Source organism: Kribbella kalugense, assembly GCF_004365875.1.
In the GTDB taxonomy this organism is placed as follows: domain Bacteria; phylum Actinomycetota; class Actinomycetes; order Propionibacteriales; family Kribbellaceae; genus Kribbella; species Kribbella kalugense.
In genome coordinates this window covers 453390-469398 of sequence record NZ_SODF01000004.1, presented here as the reverse complement: position 1 = coordinate 469398, position 16009 = coordinate 453390, and the positions used below count along the sequence as shown (strand labels likewise).

Below are 16009 nucleotides of genomic sequence, written 5' to 3'. Positions count from 1 at the left end.
GAGAAACAGTCCGTTTCGTCGAAGCGATGAACTCCCCGAGTCTACCGGCCCCGCAACCTGTGGATAACTCCCACGCTGTCGGCCCGAACCTCGATACCGTGCTCCCAACGCAGCCTGCCCCCAAGGAGCCGCAAATGCCCCTCGACATACCTGCCTTCAACATGGCCTTCAACCGCGCGTACGACCGGATGCACCACAGCGGTCAGCCGGGAGATCTCTCAGCTGAGCAGGACAAGCTGCGGGCTCTCGTGCCGGCCGACGCCTCCGAGCACGACCGCACCTGGACCGCACAACTCATCGGCGACCTCGCCGAGCCGCCGCCTCCGCCGCTCGAGCGGAGCGAGCTGTACCGGGAGGCAGTGCGGATTCACATCGAGGTCTACCCGCCGAAGGGGACCGACGAGGAGATGATCGCGATGCTCGCTGACGGGCGCCGCAGGATCTGGGAGCTCGCCGATCGCGCAACCGCGGACGAGGAGGACGACATCCGCGCGATGACGGACGATCTCCAGTCCATGGAGGACTGGATCCGCGACCCACCGTTCCCGCTGACCGACGTGCCGTTCCCGAATGCCTGAGTCCGGCGAGCGCGTCCCCGAGGACTCGCCGACGTACCGCGAGTTCACGCGGCTGTACGACCTGGCGCGGCAGCTCCAACCGACCGGCGTCGACCGTTGGAACCGCGAGCTGTACGCAACAAGCGGACCGGGCGGCTTCGACCAGCGCACCGGTGCGATCGGGATCCACGAGCCCCTGCTTCGTGACGGGCTGACGAGGCAACCGACCGAAAGCCCTCGGCGGCAGGCACGCGCTTTGGCGATGGTTCTCAACCGAGTCACGCAGGCCGGGATGGCCGTGGACGCACCGGGCGAGGCCAACGCGGTCGGAACGAAACAGGCGCAGGGGCTGCATGACGGCGTGGCGTCCGTCCGCACCACAAGCGACTTCGCGACCTTCACCAGGTTGGCCGGATACCCACGCCTGCCGTTCGACGCCAGTGAGCTGTCCGGCGCGTACGCCGCCACGAACGATCTGGTTCAGCAAGCGTCCGGACCGCGGGTCGACCGGCTGGAGTTGATCAACCGGCTCAGCCAAGGGCCGGCGATGATGCATTTCGATCAGCTGGCGGAGGCCGTCGTACAGAACCGGCTGCAGGAAGTCGCACCGCCCGAGGGCGCGGACCGGCAGGCAGTTCGGCGTGAGCTGATCACGACGATGCTTCACCCGCAGTGGGACTCACTCGCCCAACGCTCACCGGAAGCCGGACAGCACGTGGCCGGCGAGATCAGCAAGGCTCTCAACGCGAAGGTGGACGAGATCCGGCAGCGATCCCAGCGCGCGGATCGCCCGACCGCAGCTGACGGGATGCAGCAGCAGCGTGCCGAGGCGCCCGCCAAGCCGGAGCCGAAGGCTCAGGAGGCGCCCGCCGAGGCGAAGGCTGCGGAGGTGCCTGCTGTGGGCAAGTTCTTGAGCGGGTCCGCCCCGGCCGGGCGAGCTGTCGCGAAGCGACCTCAGTTGGGGCAGGGGTCTCGCCGGCCAACCGGCCAGCCGACGAAGGGGCCGGCGCCGGCGCAGGGTCGTACCCAGGACTGACGCGGCGTACCCAGGCTGACTCGGCGCAGCAGGACTGACTCGGCGTACCGGAGGCTGACTCGGTGTACCAGGGCTGAGTCAGCGATTGACAGGGGTGGATCGGCTCGCCAGGCTTTAACCGGTAACCATTCCTTCAGCGGTTAGGTGGCTCGGATGCGAGTTGTGGTGGAGGGGCCTTCCAACCTCGGTCTGCGGGCACCGAAGGCCGGGGTGGTGCCCGGTTGCTACAAGTTGGCTGGGGCGGTGCGGGATCTGGGGTTTGTGGGGCGGATCGGGGGTGAGGACGGTGGGTGTGTGACGCCGCCGCGGTACGACGTGGCGGGGTGGAAGCCGGGCGACGGAGTGTTCAATGCTGCGGCGATGGCGGCGTACTCGGTGAAGCTGGCGGATCGGGTTGGCGGGTTTGTGGAGCAGAGGAAGTTCGTGGTGCTGCTCGGCGGTGAGTGCAGCAACCTGCTCGGGCCGGCGTTGGCGTTGAAGCGGCTTGGGCGGTACGGCGTCGTGTACGTCGACGGGCACTCGGACTTCCGGACCGTCGACAACTCGCCGTACGTCGGGGCCGCGGGCGGTGAGGCGCTGGCGTTGATCACCGGACGCGGGCAGCCCGATCTGACGGACCTCGAAGGACGAGCGCCGTACACGCGGGACAGCGACGCCGTGCTGCTCGGGATCCGGGAGGACGACGAGTACGTCGCGGATGTCGAGAAGGCCGGGATCCCGGTGTGGCGAGCGCTCCAGATCGCCGCGGATCCGCAGGCAGCGGCAAGCGGGACGCTCGAGCACCTCGAACGCGACGAGCTCGACGGGTTCTGGGTGCACCTGGACGTGGACATCCTGGACGCCGCGATCATGCCGGCCGTCGACAGTCCGGATCCGGGCGGAATCAATCACGACCAACTGCGAGCGCTTCTGCAACCGCTGCTCGCCTCGCCAAAATGCGTCGGCTTCGACATCGGCATCTTCGACCCGGACCTGGACCCCGACGGCAGGTACGCGGCCGAGCTCACCGACACCCTGGTCGCAGTACTCAGCTAGCTCCCCAGACCAGCTCCTGACCGTGGGGTGCTGCAGTGCCCAGCATCCGCAGCTTCCCGCCCGGCCAGGTCCGGAGATCGACGCGGTACTCCCAACCGTCCGTATCCCGCTCGGCGTGCGGCTCCAGGCTGAGGTGCGCCAGCGGCGTGGACTCGGTGGCTTGTGCACCCAGCTCGTCCAGCCGCGCTTCTATTGCAGTCCGGTCCGCACGGCTCAGGTACTGCCACATGATCGAGTGCCACACGACGGTCACGTGCCCCTCCGACAACTCCAGCCCACGCAGGAACGAGACGGCGTCCTCACGTCGTACGTCGGCCGGCACGTCCCGGGCGATCACCAGCGCACCACGCAGCCGCTCCAGCCGGTCAGCCATGTCAGGCCAGACGTACGACGTCAGCGTGAGCGCGCCGTCCGTCGTCAGCGGGTTGACGGGCGCGATGTCACACCCGACCCGCTCCGCGATCCGTAGCTCCACCGACGGCACCTGTCCCGACCACGCCGGATCGAACACCACCGGACTGTCCTCCGGCCCGTACGACGTCCCGTCCGCGACGTACCGGTATCGGTCCGCTCGCAGGTTCAACCCACCCGACGCGCCGATCTCGAACAGGCGCACCGGCAGCGGCACAGCCTCGACCAGCTTCAGCAGACCGCCGTACAGCGCAGCCGACCGTCCCACCTCGTTGGTCTGCGGCGGCTGAGTCAACAGCGACCGCACCTCTCCGATCCGCGACTGCAGCACCTGCTCGAACGCCTCCCACCCGAGCACCGGGTCCCACGTCCCGCCGACGCTCGGGTAGAACGCGGCCAGCTCAGGCGCCGTACCGGAGAGCACCAGACCGTGCACAGCAGCCAGCAGCCGCAGTCCGATCGCCGAACCGAACGACTGGCCGTCATATCCGTCCAGCACCTCGACGGATACGCCACCGACCTCGTAGTCGTCGACGAGCAGCCGAAGCAGTTCGGCGTACATCGGGGACCCCAGGTCCTCGCAGGCGACGGCTTGATGTTGGAGAGCTGTTACGACGTCCACCCGGCTGACTTTAAGCGGTAGCACCGCGCAGGAAGACGCCGAGCACGGCCGCGGTGGCCTGCTCGGCTCCGAGCTCGCGTCGCATCACCATGACCAAAGCGCGTTCCAGCAACGCTGTGTACAGCTGGAAGAGCACCTCCGTCGGCAGGTCGGTGCGGATCGTCTTGTCCGCTGCACCGCGCCGCAGCAGCTCACGGACCGGCTCGGCGAGCTGACGGTCGACCTCGGCCTCGTCGAGCTGCTTCTTCCGCTCAGGAATCGCGCCGCCGGCCCAGATCGCCATGTACTTCGGCCCGACGGCGAGGAAGGCCCTGGTCAACCGAGCCAGGCCGGTCTCGACCGGCTGGACCAGGTGTCCCGCTAGAAGGTCAGGCGGTCCAGAACGGACTTGGCGGTCGTGCGCGCGTCCTCGTCCTCGAGCGGCGAGCCATGACGATCGGTGAGGTAGAAAACGTCCACGCACTCGGCGCCGAGCGTGCTGACGTGAGCGGAGCGGATGTCTGCCCCCGTCGACGCAATGGCCGCAGTGACGTCGTACAGCAGGCCTGGGCGGTCATGCGCCCGCACCTGCAGCACAGTGGCTGTCTCGGACGCCTCCGGCAGCAGGTCGACCCGACTGGCGACCCGACTGCGTGTTGCGGACGAGTCGCGCGCGGCCAACCGGCGTACCAGATCGGTGTCGTCGCGCAGTGCCACCGCGAGCCGGTCCCGCAACCGCACTGGGTCAGGCGGCGATCCGGCAACGGTCCACTGTGAGATGCCGAGTCCCTCTACCGAGGTGATGACGGCGGACCGCACTGAGAGGCGCTCGACCGCCAGTACGGCGGCGACCGTCGACAGCGTGCCCACTTGGTCCGGTACGGCGACGTTGACGCGCAGATCACCGTGATGGTCGGTGAGTGTCAGGCCAAGCCGTCCTACGCCGACCACCTGATTCAGAACCGGTACGGGGATGGGCGGAGCGTCGGTCCACATGCCCTCGCCTCCCCCGGACAGCTCACCGCGCACCCGTCGGCACAGCTCGCCGACCAAGCGCATCCGCCAGGGTGACGACGCGGCTGGGCCCGCAGCCCGGGCATCGGCGTACGTGAGAGCTTCCAGCAGGTCCAGCGTCTCCGTGTCGCGGACGATGCCCGCAACCAGGTCGACGGTCATCGGGTCGTCCAGATCACGCCGTGTGGCGACCTGAGCGAGCATGAGGTGCTGCCGGACCAGCAGCGTGATGGTGTCGGAATCGGCCTCGTTGAACCCGATCCGCCGCGCCACCTTCGCCGCGATGACCGCACCGGTGACGCTGTGGTCGCCGTCGACAGCCTTACCGAGGTCGTGCACCAGTGCGGCGACCAGCAGCAGGTCAGGTCGCCGTACGTCGCGGACCATCGCCGATGCCTCGACGCAGGTCTCCAGCAGGTGCCGGTCGACGGTGAAGCGGTGGATCGCGGACTGCGGTGGCCGGAAGCGCACCGAGTCCCACTCGGGCAGGATCCGCGAGATGTAGCCGGCCTGGTCCAGCGCCTCCCACACTTCGAGCAGTCCGCTGCCCGCACCGAGCAGAGCACACAGCAACCGCCGCGCCTCTCCCGGCCACGGGTCCGGCATATCAGCAGCCGACGACGCCAGCCGTGCACAAACAGCAGGCGACAGAACGAGCTCACGATCCGCTGCGACCGCCGCAGCACGTAGACCGAGCACAGGGTTCCGGTCCGGGCGCGCGTCCGGCATCAGCACGACTTCACCCTCGTGTTGCCCCACACCCTCGTCCAGCGCGAGCAGCAACGGCCCACCGGTCCGCCCCCTGCGCCGGGACCGCGGCGGCTTGGTCATCAGGCTCTCGACCCGTCGCCAGGACACGTCGCACACGTGGGCCAGCATCCGGCCCGTCGCGTACACGTGGCGCAGCAACTCGTCCCGCCCAGACATACCGAGCCCAGCGGCCACCTCACCAGCCAGATCGGCCACGAGCCGGTCCGTCGCCCGACCAGCCACCTCATGCAGTACGTCGCGAACCTCGAGCAGATCCCGTCGCGCCCGCTCCACCACTGGATGCGGTACGTCGATCAGCCACGAGGCCACCAACGCCCGCAGTACGACGGCATCGCGCAAACCGCCGTACGCCTCCTTGAGATCGGGCTCTGCGAGGTGCGCGAGCTCACCGACCGTGGAGGCCCGGTCGCGGCACGCCTGCGCCAGTCCGGGCAGCCGCGACCGCGCAGTACGCCGCCAGTCCGCCATCAGCACCGACCGGAGCTGCAGTGTCAGGTGGGTGTCCCCCGCGACATGCCTCGCGTCAAGCAGTCCGAGAGCGACGCGGTCGTCGGCAGCAGCGGCCTGCCGTGCCTCCGCGAGTGTGCGGACGCTGTGGTCGAGCTTGGTCCGCGAGTCCCACAGCGGGTACCAGATTTGGGCAGCCAGCTCGTCGATCCGCGGGTACCCCTCGGCGTGCACGAGCATCACGTCGAGGTCGCTGTACGGCGACAGCTCCTCCCGCCCGTATCCGCCGACCGCAACCAGGGCGACGCCCTCGGCAGGTACACCGAGGGCGTCGCAAGCCTTCGCGAGCAGCAGTTGCAGCAGCGCGTCGGCCTCCTCGGCACGACTACGCCGCTGCTCTGCTCGATCGACCATCTAGAGTGCGTCTCCGTCCAGCTCGCCGGTGCGGACCCGGACGATCGACTCGACCGGGGTGACCCAGACCTTGCCGTCGCCGATCTTGCCGGTCTGCGCGGCCTTCACGATCACGTCCACCACGTCGGCGCTGTCGCCGTCCTCGACGACCACCTCGAGCCGGACCTTCGGAACCAGGTCCACCTCGTACTCGGCGCCGCGGTACACCTCGGTGTGGCCCTTCTGCCGACCGTAGCCGCTCGCCTCGGTGACCGTCATACCGGTGACGCCGAACGTCTCCAGTGCGGCCCGGACGTCGTCCAGCTTGTGCGGCTTGACCACCGCGGTGACCAGCTTCATGCCTTGACCCCTTCCTTCTCCGAAGTCTCGGTGACGTCAGTCGTGCCATTGTCCGCCGGGGCCGGGCGGGCGGTCATGCCCCGCAGGCCGGACGAACCCAGGTAGTCGTACGCCGTCTCGGCGTGCTCGACCTGGTCGACACCGGTGACCTCGTCGTCCTCCTTGAGCCGGAAGCCGATCGTCTTGTCGATCACCTTTCCGAGGATGAAGGCGACCGTGAACGAGTACAGACCGACGACCAGGTTGGCCAGCGCCTGCCGGCCGAGCTGCGTGACTCCACCACCGTAGAACAAGCCGTTCACAGCCGACGGAGCCGCCGCCGTACCCAGCAGGCCGATCGCCAGCGAGCCGAACAGACCGCCGACGAAGTGCACGCCGACCACGTCGAGCGAGTCGTCGAAGCCCAGCCTGTACTTGAGCGACACCGCGCCGCAGCAGATGGCGCCGGCCGCCAGACCGAGAATCAGAGCGCCGATCGGGCTAACCGCACCACAGGACGGGGTGATCGCGACCAGACCGGCGACCGCACCGGAGGCCATGCCCAGCGTGGTGGCCTTCCCATGCACGATCCGCTCGACGATCAGCCAGCCGATCACGGCGGCAGCAGTGGCGGCCTGGGTGTTCACGAAGGTGACCGCGGCGGTGGTGCCCGCGCTCAGGGCGGAGCCGGCGTTGAAGCCGAACCAGCCGAACCACAGCAGTCCGGCACCGAGAATGACCAGCGGCAGGCTGTGCGGCCGCATCGGGTCCTTCTTCCAGCCGACCCGCTTACCGAGCACGATCGCCAGCGCGAGCGCAGCCGCACCGGCGTTCAGGTGCACCGCCGTACCACCGGCGAAGTCGACCGCTTTCAGCTTGTCGCCGATCCAGCCGCCGTTGCCGTCGTCCAGGAACCAGACCGAGTGCGCGACCGGGAAGTACACCAGGAGCGTCCAGCCCACGACGAACGCGATCCAGCCACGGAAGGTGGCCCGGTCGGCGATCGCACCCGAGATCAGTGCGGGCGTGATGATCGCGAACATCAGCTGGAAGGCGACGAAAGCGAGCGTGGGCGTCGTCCCGCTCACCGCCTCCGGTGCGAGCAGGCCCTTGAGGCCGACCTCCGAGAAGTCCCCGATCACGTGTCCGGTGTCGCCGGCGAACGTCAGCGAGTAGCCGACCACCACCCACAACACAGTGACGACGGCGATGGTGATGAAACTCATCATCATCATGTTCAGCACGCTCTTCATGCGCACCATGCCGCCGTAGAAGAATGCCAGGCCCGGTGTCATCAGCATCACCAGGGCGGCGCTTGCCAGGACCCAGGCGGTATCGCCGGGGACAATCGTCATGAGCGTCGTCCTTCCATCGTTCTCGGCGTGGCCGGCGTCCTCGATCAGGGAACTCCACAACGCCGGGGAGCCCGCGCTCGGCCACATCGCAAACGGTGTCGGCGCGCCGTTTCAGCCGATCGGTCCATTTGTTTCAGGCATGTGACAAAGCGCCCTCTCAGGTGACATCGAGGTGACATGGCTCACGACGGGCCAACTTGTGGCACTCTGGCCTGGACCACACGGGCCGCAGCCGCGCCACTGCACCCGTCTGAGCTGGGGACGAGGAAATGGAGCCGATCCACGGGGTGAGGCCGCGCCGCGGCAGGCCACGGGACCCGGAGGCGGAACCGAGGATCCGCCGGTATGCCGTGCAACTGCTGTTGGAGCGGGGATTCGAAGGAATGACGGTGGACGATGTCGCCGAGGCGGCTGGGGTCGGCAAGGCGACGATCTACCGGCGGTGGGCCAGCAAGGAGCTACTCGCCAACGACGCGATGGCGGACCTGTTCGACATCGCGATCCCGGACGCGGACACCGGCTCGATCGCCGGCGATCTGCGTCAGGTCTACCGCTACGCACTGGAGTTCGTGAACACCGAAAGGGGACTTGCTGTGATCCGCCTGGCAGTCTCGGAGGCGAACCGCGACGAGCGGACCGCCGCGATCTACCGGGACGTCCTGGAACGCCGGATCGTACTGACCAAAGCGGCACTCGACCGGGCGCGGACCCGGGGAGAGCCGATCAAGAGCACCGCGGACCCGGTGCTGATGGTGGAGTGGATGGCCGGTGTGTTCGTGATCCGCGCACTGACCGGGCAGCCGATGCCATCGCCGGAAGACGCCGATCGCCTGGTCGACGTCACGCTGCAGGCTGTCATGGATCGATCAACCCAGGACAGTGCGACGCAGGACAGGGCAACACAGGACAGTTCAACCGCTCAGGCCCGGCCCGAGAGCCAGCTCGCCAACGGCGAGTTCGGTAACGCGCCGCACATTGCCTGAGTCCAGGTCCCAGGCCAAGACCCAGCCTCGGACCTGCAGTAACAGGTTCTGCTCGTCGTACCAGCCCAGTACCGCGCAACAGCCGGGATCCCGCACGTCACCGGAACCGGTGAGAGGGTCATCCAGCATCAGCAGCCGACTGGGCACCGACCGATAGGTGGATATCGCAGCCACTCCCTGTGGCTGCGAGACCATCGCCGGGACCTGCGGCAACTTCCCGGCGACGAACAGCCGGGCCACGGTGCCGACCGACGAGAACGTCTGGCCCACCCACGACTGGACCGGCAGCGGCAGCATGCTGTCCTCGGTCCACCGGCCAGTGTCTAGGTACCGCGTCACGGCGCCCGAGTCGATCCGGTACGGCGCGGTGATCGCCTCCGGGTCCTTGGCTCCGTTGATCCGGACCACCGGCTGCTCGCCGTTGCGGCCCTCCCCGACCACCACGCGGTACGCGACACCGGGTGCGCTCACCAGGACACGCTGTGCGTCCTGGAGCCAGGACACACTCCGGAAGTCCCCACCGGGCAGGCTGTAGTCATCGACCTTGGCTGTCGAGGCGTTGACCGTGACCAGCTGTCCTGGCTGGGGGAAGGCAACCGTCCGGCCGTCGGGTGAGATGGCTCCTGGGCTCAGCGGCGACGCACCGCCCACGGGGAGCAGGCTGACGTCGGCCTGCGACCAGGACGCGTCGCCGCCGAGTAGCAGTGGCTGGTAGCCGTCGCCGTTCTTCACCAGCACGACGGCGACGACTTTGTCGAGCTTGTGGTCGGCCAGCCGATTGACCTTGTCCGGCAGTGCCAGCCGGTCACCCAGCACAGTGTCGAGCCGATCGAGGAATCGCTCACTACCGGCTGGTGGCGCCAGCCAGTAGTCGATTCCGGCGATCTGGCCGGCCGGTGCGATGTAGCCGGTGGGCTGATGGTCCAGCGGGAGGGCGTCCGCCTTGCCGCCGCCGTCCGACTGCCCCATCTCGATCAGTATCGAGGTGACGAGCAACGCCACCAGTACGAGCACCACGCTGATCAGGACGGTACGGCGGCGTCGACGTCGTACCCGCAGTCCGCCTGCCCAGGCCACGTCGGCCAGGTCCGGTTCGGGCAGGTCGTCGGTCACCTGGAAGAGCAGCGGCGGGACGTCCTCGCGCCTCATTTGGCATCACGCCAGTCCCCCGCGCCCAACGCCGTACGGAACAGGCCGAAGGCGCTCAGGCCGTGCCCGTGCACGGCTGTCTGCGACATCCCGAGCAGATCGGCCACCTCGAACTCGGTGAGCTCCTCGACGTGCAGCAGAACGAACACGGCGCGCTGTGCCGGCGTCAGCTCACCCAGTGCGTGCTTCACCTGGTCGTCCTCGTCCGGGAACGCCTTCGCCCGGTTCCACGGCTTCAGTGCCGGCAGGTAGAGCAGCCGTTGGACGAACGCGTCCGGGTCGTCCACTCGCACCCAGTGCAGCGAGAGCTGAGTGAACGCGCGCAACAGCGCCCTCTCTGCTCGCTCCAGATCGCCGTACACGAGGTACGCCGTACGGAGCCATCTACCCTGCCGCGCATCGACGAACGAGGCGAAATCCGGGTCGACCGTGTCGCGCATCCACCCTCCCGCGCCTATTCAACCCCTCAACTACTGCGCGCTGCTACAGCCAATCGCGTCTCTTCGGTGATCAGGTCGAAGTTGAGACCACCGGCCGCCATCAGCCCGGCCGCCGCCGAGGGCATCACCTGGGCCATCGGATTGGTGACGTTGCCGGCTGCGAAGACACCAGGCACCTCCGTCGCACCCATCGCGTCGACCTTGACCGCAGTACCGACCTCGACGCCGTTGGTCTCGATCACCGTCGTCTCGAGTCCCAGGTCGGCCAGGAAGCCGGCCCGGGCTCGCACGGTGGTCTGGACCGCCAACGCCTGCCGCGGGATCACCGTGCCGCCTTCCAGCCGCACACCGGTGATCCGGTCGCCCTCCACCGCGATCTGCTCGACTTTCCCTTGTACTACGGCGATTCCGCGCGCAGCCAGCTCTTCCCACTGCTCCTCGGTCGGCTCCGGTGCCGTATGCAGGAACAGCGTCACGTCGTCACTCAACTGACGGAACAGCTGCACCTGGTGCATTGCCATCGGACTGGTCGCCAGTACGCCGATCGCCTGGTCCTGCACCTCCCAGCCATGGCAGTACGGGCAGTGCACCACGTCCTTGCCCCACCGCTCAGCCAGTCCGGGCACGTCGGGCAGTACGTCGGTCAGCCCCGTCGTCACCAGCAGCCGCCGACTCCGGTACGTCGTACCGTCAGCAAGCTCGACCGTGAACCCGTCGTCGTCACGCCGCGCCGCGATCACAGTGCCCTCAGCGACCTCACCGCCGTACCCGATGACCTCTTGGCGGCCGATCGCGTAGATCTCGCTCGGTGACGCGCCGTCGCGGGTCAGGTAGTTGTGCACGGCCTCGGCGGGCGCGTTGCGCGGTGTGCCGTCGTCGATCACCAGCACCGAACGGCGGAACCGGACCAGGGCCAGCGCCCCGCTCAGCCCGGCCGCGCCGCCACCGATCACGATCACGTCGTACTTCGTCATCTCAGGACTCCCCATTAGTTCGAAGCAGTTCAGGTGTCTCGAGCATGCGGCGCGGTTTTCATTTTCGACAAGTATTGTTGCTGGTATGGCAAACGACGACGACGTCCTCGAATCGGTCGGACCGCGGCTCCGCGGGCTGCGGATCGAGCGCGGGACGACGCTGGCCCAGCTGTCCGAGGAGACCGGCATCTCGGTCAGCACGCTGTCCCGGCTGGAGTCCGGTCAGCGCCGGCCGACCCTGGAGCTGCTGCTGCCGCTGGCCCGCGCGCATCAGGTGCAGCTGGACGAGCTGGTCGACGCACCCCCGACCGGCGACCCGCGGATCTACGCGAAGCCGATCAAGCGTCATGGCACTGTGCACATCCCGCTGAGCCGTCGGCCGGGTGGACTGCAAGCGTTCAAGCAGATCCTGCCGGAGGGCTTTCCCGGCAACGACGTGGTGCAGAAGACGCACGAGGGCTACGACTGGATCTATGTGCTGTCCGGGCAGGTCCGGCTGAAGCTCGGCGACCAGGACTTCGTGCTGAAGGAGGGTGAGGTGGCCGAATTCGACTGCCGGGTGCCGCACTGGTTCGCCAACCCCGGTCCTGGACCGACCGAGGTGCTATGTCTTTACGGCCCGCAAGGGGAGCGGATGCATGTCAGAGCCCGGACCAAATGACTGGAGGCTTTCAGTGAGCGTCGCGTTGTTCACGTTGGGTGGAACGATCTCGATGGCCGGCAGCCAACGCCTGACCGGTGAGGACCTCACAGCAGCGATGCCCGGCCTGGACGAGCTGGGTCATCCGGTGGAGATCCAGGACATCGAGAAGATCCCCAGTGCCAACCTGACTGCCGGCAAGGTGCTCGAGGTCGTCGACGCCGCTTCCAAGGCCGTCGCCGCCGGCGCTGCGGGGGCCGTGGTCACCCAGGGCACCGACACACTCGAGGAGAGTGCCTTCCTCGCCGATCTGGTCTGGCCGCACCCACAGCCGCTCGTCTTCACCGGAGCGATGCGCAACCCGACACTGGCCGGTCCTGACGGCCCAGCGAACCTCCTGGCCGCTCTGCGCGTGGCCTGCTCCCCTGCGGCCCGTGACCTCGGCGCACTGGTCGTCTTCAAGGAAGAGATCCACGCGGCCCGCTGGGTGCGCAAGACGCACAGCACGAGTACGGCGACGTTCGTGTCACCGAACACTGGCCCGATCGGCCACGTGGTCGAGGACCGGGTCCGCGTCCTCACCCGTCCGCTCCGGCTGGACGGCGTACAAGGCAGCGCCGAGCCCTCCGAGCTGGACCACCTCCGGGTGGCGCTCTACACGGTCACCATGGACGACGACGGCTTGCTGCTGCAGGGGTTGGCCGAGACTCATCAGGGTCTGGTCGTCGCGGGGTACGGCGTCGGGCACGTGCCGGCCGCACTCGCGCCGGTGCTCGGCGAGCTGGCGACGCGGATGCCGGTCGTCCTTACCTCACGGACCGGCGCCGGCTCGATCGTCCGCAACACGTACGACTCCCCCGGGTCCGAAACCGACCTGTTGCAACGCGGCCTGATCGACGGCGGATTCCTCGACCCCTACAAGGCGCGGGTGCTGCTTCGGTTGCTGCTGGCAACAGATGACGACATCACGGGGGCGTTCGCGCAGTACGTCTAACCGAGCGACGCGGCCTTGGTCATCAGGTAGTCGCGCTCGGGCAGGCTCGTCGTACCACGGGCCGCCGCACGGAAGTGTTCGGCGGCGGTCGCGTGGTCACCGCGCATCTCGTAGAGGTGTCCGCGGGTCGCGTCCAGGCGGTAGTGGCCGGCGAGCTCGTCGTCGAGTGCTTCGAGGAGCTTCAGACCGGCGTCGGGGCCGTCGACCATGGCGGCTGCGATCGCCCGGTTGAGCTTGACCATCGGGTTGCCGGACAGGTCTTCGAGGAGTCCGTAGAGCGCGAGGATCTGTGGCCAGTCGGTGTCCTCGGCGCGGTCCACCTCGTCATGCAGGGCAGCGATCGCGGCCTGGATCTGGTACTCACCGAGTGGCGGCGTACCGAACGCTTCGACCGCGAGCGCCACGCCTTCGGTGATCTGAACGTGGTCCCACAGCGACCGGTCCTGCTCGGCCAGCGGAATGATCTCTCCACCCTTGCCGGTTCGCGCGGTACGGCGGGCGTCGGTCAGCAGCATCAGGGCGAGCAGCCCGGTCACCTGCCCGTCGTCGGGCAGCTGGGTACGTACGGCGCGCGTCAGCCGGATCGCCTCGGCGGAGAGGTCGCTGCGGTGCAACTCGGGACCACTGGTGCTCGTATAGCCCTCGTTGAACATCAGGTAGAGGACATGCAGGACGTTGCGCAGCCGGTCCGGATCGGCGTCCAGCTCGAAGCTGGCGCCTTTCAGCTTCTGTTTCGCCCGGCTGATCCGCTGCGCCATCGTTGCCTCAGGCACCAAGTACGCGGTCGCGATCTCGGTCGTGGTCAGGCCGCCGACCGCCCGAAGGGTCAGCGCGATCGCTGAGGCCGGCGTGAGTGCGGGATGGCAGCACAGGAACAGCAGCCGGAGCGTGTCGTCGTGCTCCTCGACCTCCGCGGCCGGCACCTCCCGCAGCGCGGCCCGCTCCTCGCGGCGCCGCCGTGCCTGCTGCTGGCGAACCTCGTCGATCAGCCGCCGCGAGGCCGTCTGGATCAGCCAGGCCTTCGGCTTGTCGGGCCGGCCGTCCCGCGGCCAGGTGGTCGCCGCAGCCAGCAGGGCCTCCTGGACCGCGTCCTCGGCCGCGGCGAAGTCACCTGACCAGCGCACAACGGCCCCGAGGACCTGCGGCGTCAGCTCACGCAGCAGGTCCTCGAGGCCGTCACTCAGACCCTCAGGGTCAGAAGTCGTGGAGATCGGCATCCGAGTCCATGACGCGGCGGACTTCGATCGGTTGCTCGAGCGGTACGCCGCCTGGTCCAGGCGCGGCGGACTGGTACGCCGCGATCTCGTAGGCCCGCTCCTCTGACTCCACGTCGATCATCGTGTAGCCGGCCAGGACCTCTTTCGACTCGGCGTACGGACCGTCTGTCAGCACCGGCGCGGTCACGCTGGTCGCCCGCACCACCTTGGCGTGCGACGGCCAGGTCAGGCCCTGGACCTCGACCAGCTCGCCGCTCTGCCGCAGTCGCTCGATGCCCTCGCCGAGGTGGTCCATGTGGGCCTTCATGTCGGCCTCGTCCCACTCCAGCATCGGCGTCTCACAGTTCCCGCCGTCCATGTTCATCAGCAGCATGAACTTGGTCATGTCATCTCCTCGTAGTAGCGCCTTTTACCTGGAGACGGAGCCCGCACCGGGATCTCTACATCAATCCAGCAGTGCATCGACGAATTGTTCCGGGTCGAACGGCGCCAGGTCGTCTGCACCCTCACCCAGCCCAACCAGCTTCACCGGTACGCCGAGTTCGCGCTGGACCGCGATCACGATGCCGCCCTTCGCCGTACCGTCCAGCTTGGTCAGGACCAGTCCGGTGACGTCGATGACCTCTGCGAACACCCGTGCCTGGGTGAGGCCGTTCTGACCGGTGGTCGCGTCGATGACCAGCAGGACCTCGTCCACCTCGGCGGACTTCTCGATGACCCGCTTCACCTTGCCGAGCTCGTCCATCAGACCGGTCTTGGTGTGCAGGCGGCCGGCGGTGTCGACCAGTACTACGTCGGCCTCCTCCGCGATGCCCTCCTTGACGGAGTCGAACGCGATGCTGGCCGGGTCGCCGCCCTCCGGACCACGCACGGTCCGCACGCCGACCCGCTCGCCCCACGTCTGCAGCTGGTCCGCGGCCGCCGCCCGGAACGTGTCCGCCGCACCTAGTACGACGTGCTTGTCCTCGGCGACCAGGACCCGGGCGAGCTTGCCGACCGTCGTGGTCTTGCCGGTGCCGTTCACGCCGACCACCAGGACGACCGCCGGCTGGGTCTCCTTGCGGGTCACGTTCAGCGTCCGGTCCATCGACGGGTCGACCAGAGCGACCAGCTCCTCGCGGAGGATCTCCCGGGCCTGTGCGGCGCCGACGCCCTCGACGCGCATCCGGGTGCGCAGCTTCTCGACCAGCTCCTGTGTGGGCCCGACACCGACGTCCGCCGTGATCAGCGTGGTCTCGATGTCCTCCCAGGTCTCCTCGTCGAGCTTGTCCCTGGACAGCAGCGCGAGCAGTCCCTTGCCGAGCGAACCCTGCGACCGGGCCAGCCGAGCGCGCAGCCGGACCAGCCGGCCCTGCGCGGACTCCGGCGTCTCGAGCGTCGCGGCCGGGGCCTCCGGCAGCTCGGCGTCCTCCAGCGTCCTCGTCGGCGTGTCACGCGGTTCTTCGGCGTCGTCGCCAACCTGGGGCTCAGCAGCCTCGATCGGCGGTTTGGTAGCCCCCGGCAGCTCGGCGCGGCGGCGCCGGGCGACGACGAGACCAGTGGTGCCGACGACGAGGATGACCGCGATCACCACCACGATCGTGATCAGGGCCTGGTCTGTCAGCAGCGGGACGAGCAATGGGGTCAACACGATTCCCCATCTTGACAGACACC

At 68.3% G+C, this 16009-nt stretch carries 17 protein-coding genes; 6 read left to right on the top strand and 11 right to left on the bottom strand.

Annotated features, from left to right (window positions below):
* Positions 1–134: 134 nt before the first annotated feature.
* The 3 genes from EV650_RS39570 to EV650_RS39560 all read left to right on the top strand — a co-directional run bounded on the left by EV650_RS39570 (position 135) and on the right by EV650_RS39560 (position 2628).
* Positions 135–578, top strand: a complete 444-nt coding sequence (locus tag EV650_RS39570) for a hypothetical protein (RefSeq protein WP_134124365.1) — start codon at positions 135–137, stop codon at positions 576–578.
* Positions 571–1593, top strand: a complete 1023-nt coding sequence (locus EV650_RS39565) for a hypothetical protein (RefSeq protein WP_134124364.1) — start codon at positions 571–573, stop codon at positions 1591–1593. Before EV650_RS39570 ends, EV650_RS39565 begins: the two co-directional genes overlap by 8 nt.
* Positions 1594–1746: 153 nt before the next feature.
* Positions 1747–2628, top strand: a complete 882-nt coding sequence (locus tag EV650_RS39560; protein ID WP_134124363.1) for an arginase family protein — start codon at positions 1747–1749, stop codon at positions 2626–2628.
* Here the strand turns inward: EV650_RS39560 and EV650_RS39555 are convergent.
* From EV650_RS39555 to EV650_RS39535, 5 genes are read right to left on the bottom strand one after another with little or no spacing between them, the layout of a single operon-like run.
* Positions 2621–3661, bottom strand: coding sequence for a DUF2332 domain-containing protein (locus tag EV650_RS39555; RefSeq protein ID WP_134124362.1), 1041 nt, complete (start codon positions 3659–3661; stop codon positions 2621–2623). The two genes, EV650_RS39560 and EV650_RS39555, sit on opposite strands and share 8 nt — an antisense overlap.
* Before the next feature lie 10 nt (positions 3662–3671).
* Positions 3672–3980: a hypothetical protein gene (locus tag EV650_RS39550; RefSeq protein WP_134124361.1), complete on the bottom strand. Its 309-nt coding sequence runs from the start codon at positions 3978–3980 to the stop codon at positions 3672–3674.
* Positions 3981–4021: 41 nt separating this feature from the next.
* On the bottom strand, positions 4022–6286 hold the full coding sequence (locus EV650_RS39545; RefSeq protein WP_134124360.1) for a [protein-PII] uridylyltransferase: 2265 nt from the start codon (positions 6284–6286) through the stop codon (positions 4022–4024).
* Positions 6287–6625: a P-II family nitrogen regulator gene (locus EV650_RS39540; RefSeq protein WP_134124359.1), complete on the bottom strand. Its 339-nt coding sequence runs from the start codon at positions 6623–6625 to the stop codon at positions 6287–6289.
* Positions 6622–7959 carry an ammonium transporter gene (locus EV650_RS39535; protein ID WP_202875334.1) on the bottom strand — a complete coding sequence of 446 codons (1338 nt, stop codon included), beginning with the start codon at positions 7957–7959 and terminating at the stop codon, positions 6622–6624. Before EV650_RS39535 ends, EV650_RS39540 begins: the two co-directional genes overlap by 4 nt.
* A gap of 383 nt (positions 7960–8342) precedes the next feature.
* Here EV650_RS39535 and EV650_RS39530 point away from each other — a divergent pair, with 383 nt between their 5' ends.
* Complete coding sequence (locus tag EV650_RS39530) at positions 8343–8942, top strand: TetR/AcrR family transcriptional regulator (RefSeq protein ID WP_238174767.1); 600 nt, start codon at positions 8343–8345, stop codon at positions 8940–8942.
* Here the strand turns inward: EV650_RS39530 and EV650_RS39525 are convergent.
* The 3 genes from EV650_RS39525 to EV650_RS39515 are packed head-to-tail and all read right to left on the bottom strand — an operon-like array spanning position 8871 to position 11505.
* Complete coding sequence (locus tag EV650_RS39525) at positions 8871–10091, bottom strand: hypothetical protein (RefSeq protein ID WP_134124357.1); 1221 nt, start codon at positions 10089–10091, stop codon at positions 8871–8873. The two genes, EV650_RS39530 and EV650_RS39525, sit on opposite strands and share 72 nt — an antisense overlap.
* Entirely contained in the window at positions 10088–10531 is a 444-nt protein-coding gene (locus tag EV650_RS39520; RefSeq protein WP_134124356.1) for an RNA polymerase sigma factor, read from the bottom strand. Before EV650_RS39520 ends, EV650_RS39525 begins: the two co-directional genes overlap by 4 nt.
* Before the next feature lie 26 nt (positions 10532–10557).
* Complete coding sequence (locus EV650_RS39515) at positions 10558–11505, bottom strand: NAD(P)/FAD-dependent oxidoreductase (protein ID WP_134124355.1); 948 nt, start codon at positions 11503–11505, stop codon at positions 10558–10560.
* An 85-nt stretch (positions 11506–11590) separates the two neighbouring features.
* Between EV650_RS39515 and EV650_RS39510 the strand changes: the two genes are divergently transcribed.
* Both EV650_RS39510 and EV650_RS39505 read left to right on the top strand, forming a co-directional pair.
* Positions 11591–12166: a helix-turn-helix domain-containing protein gene (locus tag EV650_RS39510; protein WP_134124354.1), complete on the top strand. Its 576-nt coding sequence runs from the start codon at positions 11591–11593 to the stop codon at positions 12164–12166.
* 13 nt (positions 12167–12179) lie between these two features.
* A complete protein-coding gene (locus tag EV650_RS39505) occupies positions 12180–13139 on the top strand; it encodes an asparaginase (RefSeq protein ID WP_134124353.1) in 960 nt (319 codons plus the stop codon).
* Here EV650_RS39505 and EV650_RS39500 read toward each other — a convergent pair.
* Genes EV650_RS39500 through ftsY form a run of 3 tightly spaced genes read right to left on the bottom strand, consistent with a single transcriptional unit; the run spans position 13136 to position 15986 of the window.
* Positions 13136–14356, bottom strand: coding sequence for an RNA polymerase sigma factor (locus tag EV650_RS39500; RefSeq protein ID WP_134124352.1), 1221 nt, complete (start codon positions 14354–14356; stop codon positions 13136–13138). The two genes, EV650_RS39505 and EV650_RS39500, sit on opposite strands and share 4 nt — an antisense overlap.
* Complete coding sequence (locus tag EV650_RS39495; protein WP_134124351.1) at positions 14334–14741, bottom strand: YciI family protein; 408 nt, start codon at positions 14739–14741, stop codon at positions 14334–14336. The genes EV650_RS39500 and EV650_RS39495 overlap by 23 nt, the downstream gene beginning before the upstream one ends.
* Positions 14742–14801: 60 nt before the next feature.
* On the bottom strand, positions 14802–15986 hold the full coding sequence (gene ftsY / locus EV650_RS39490) for a signal recognition particle-docking protein FtsY (protein WP_134124350.1): 1185 nt from the start codon (positions 15984–15986) through the stop codon (positions 14802–14804).
* Positions 15987–16009: the final 23 nt, after the last annotated feature.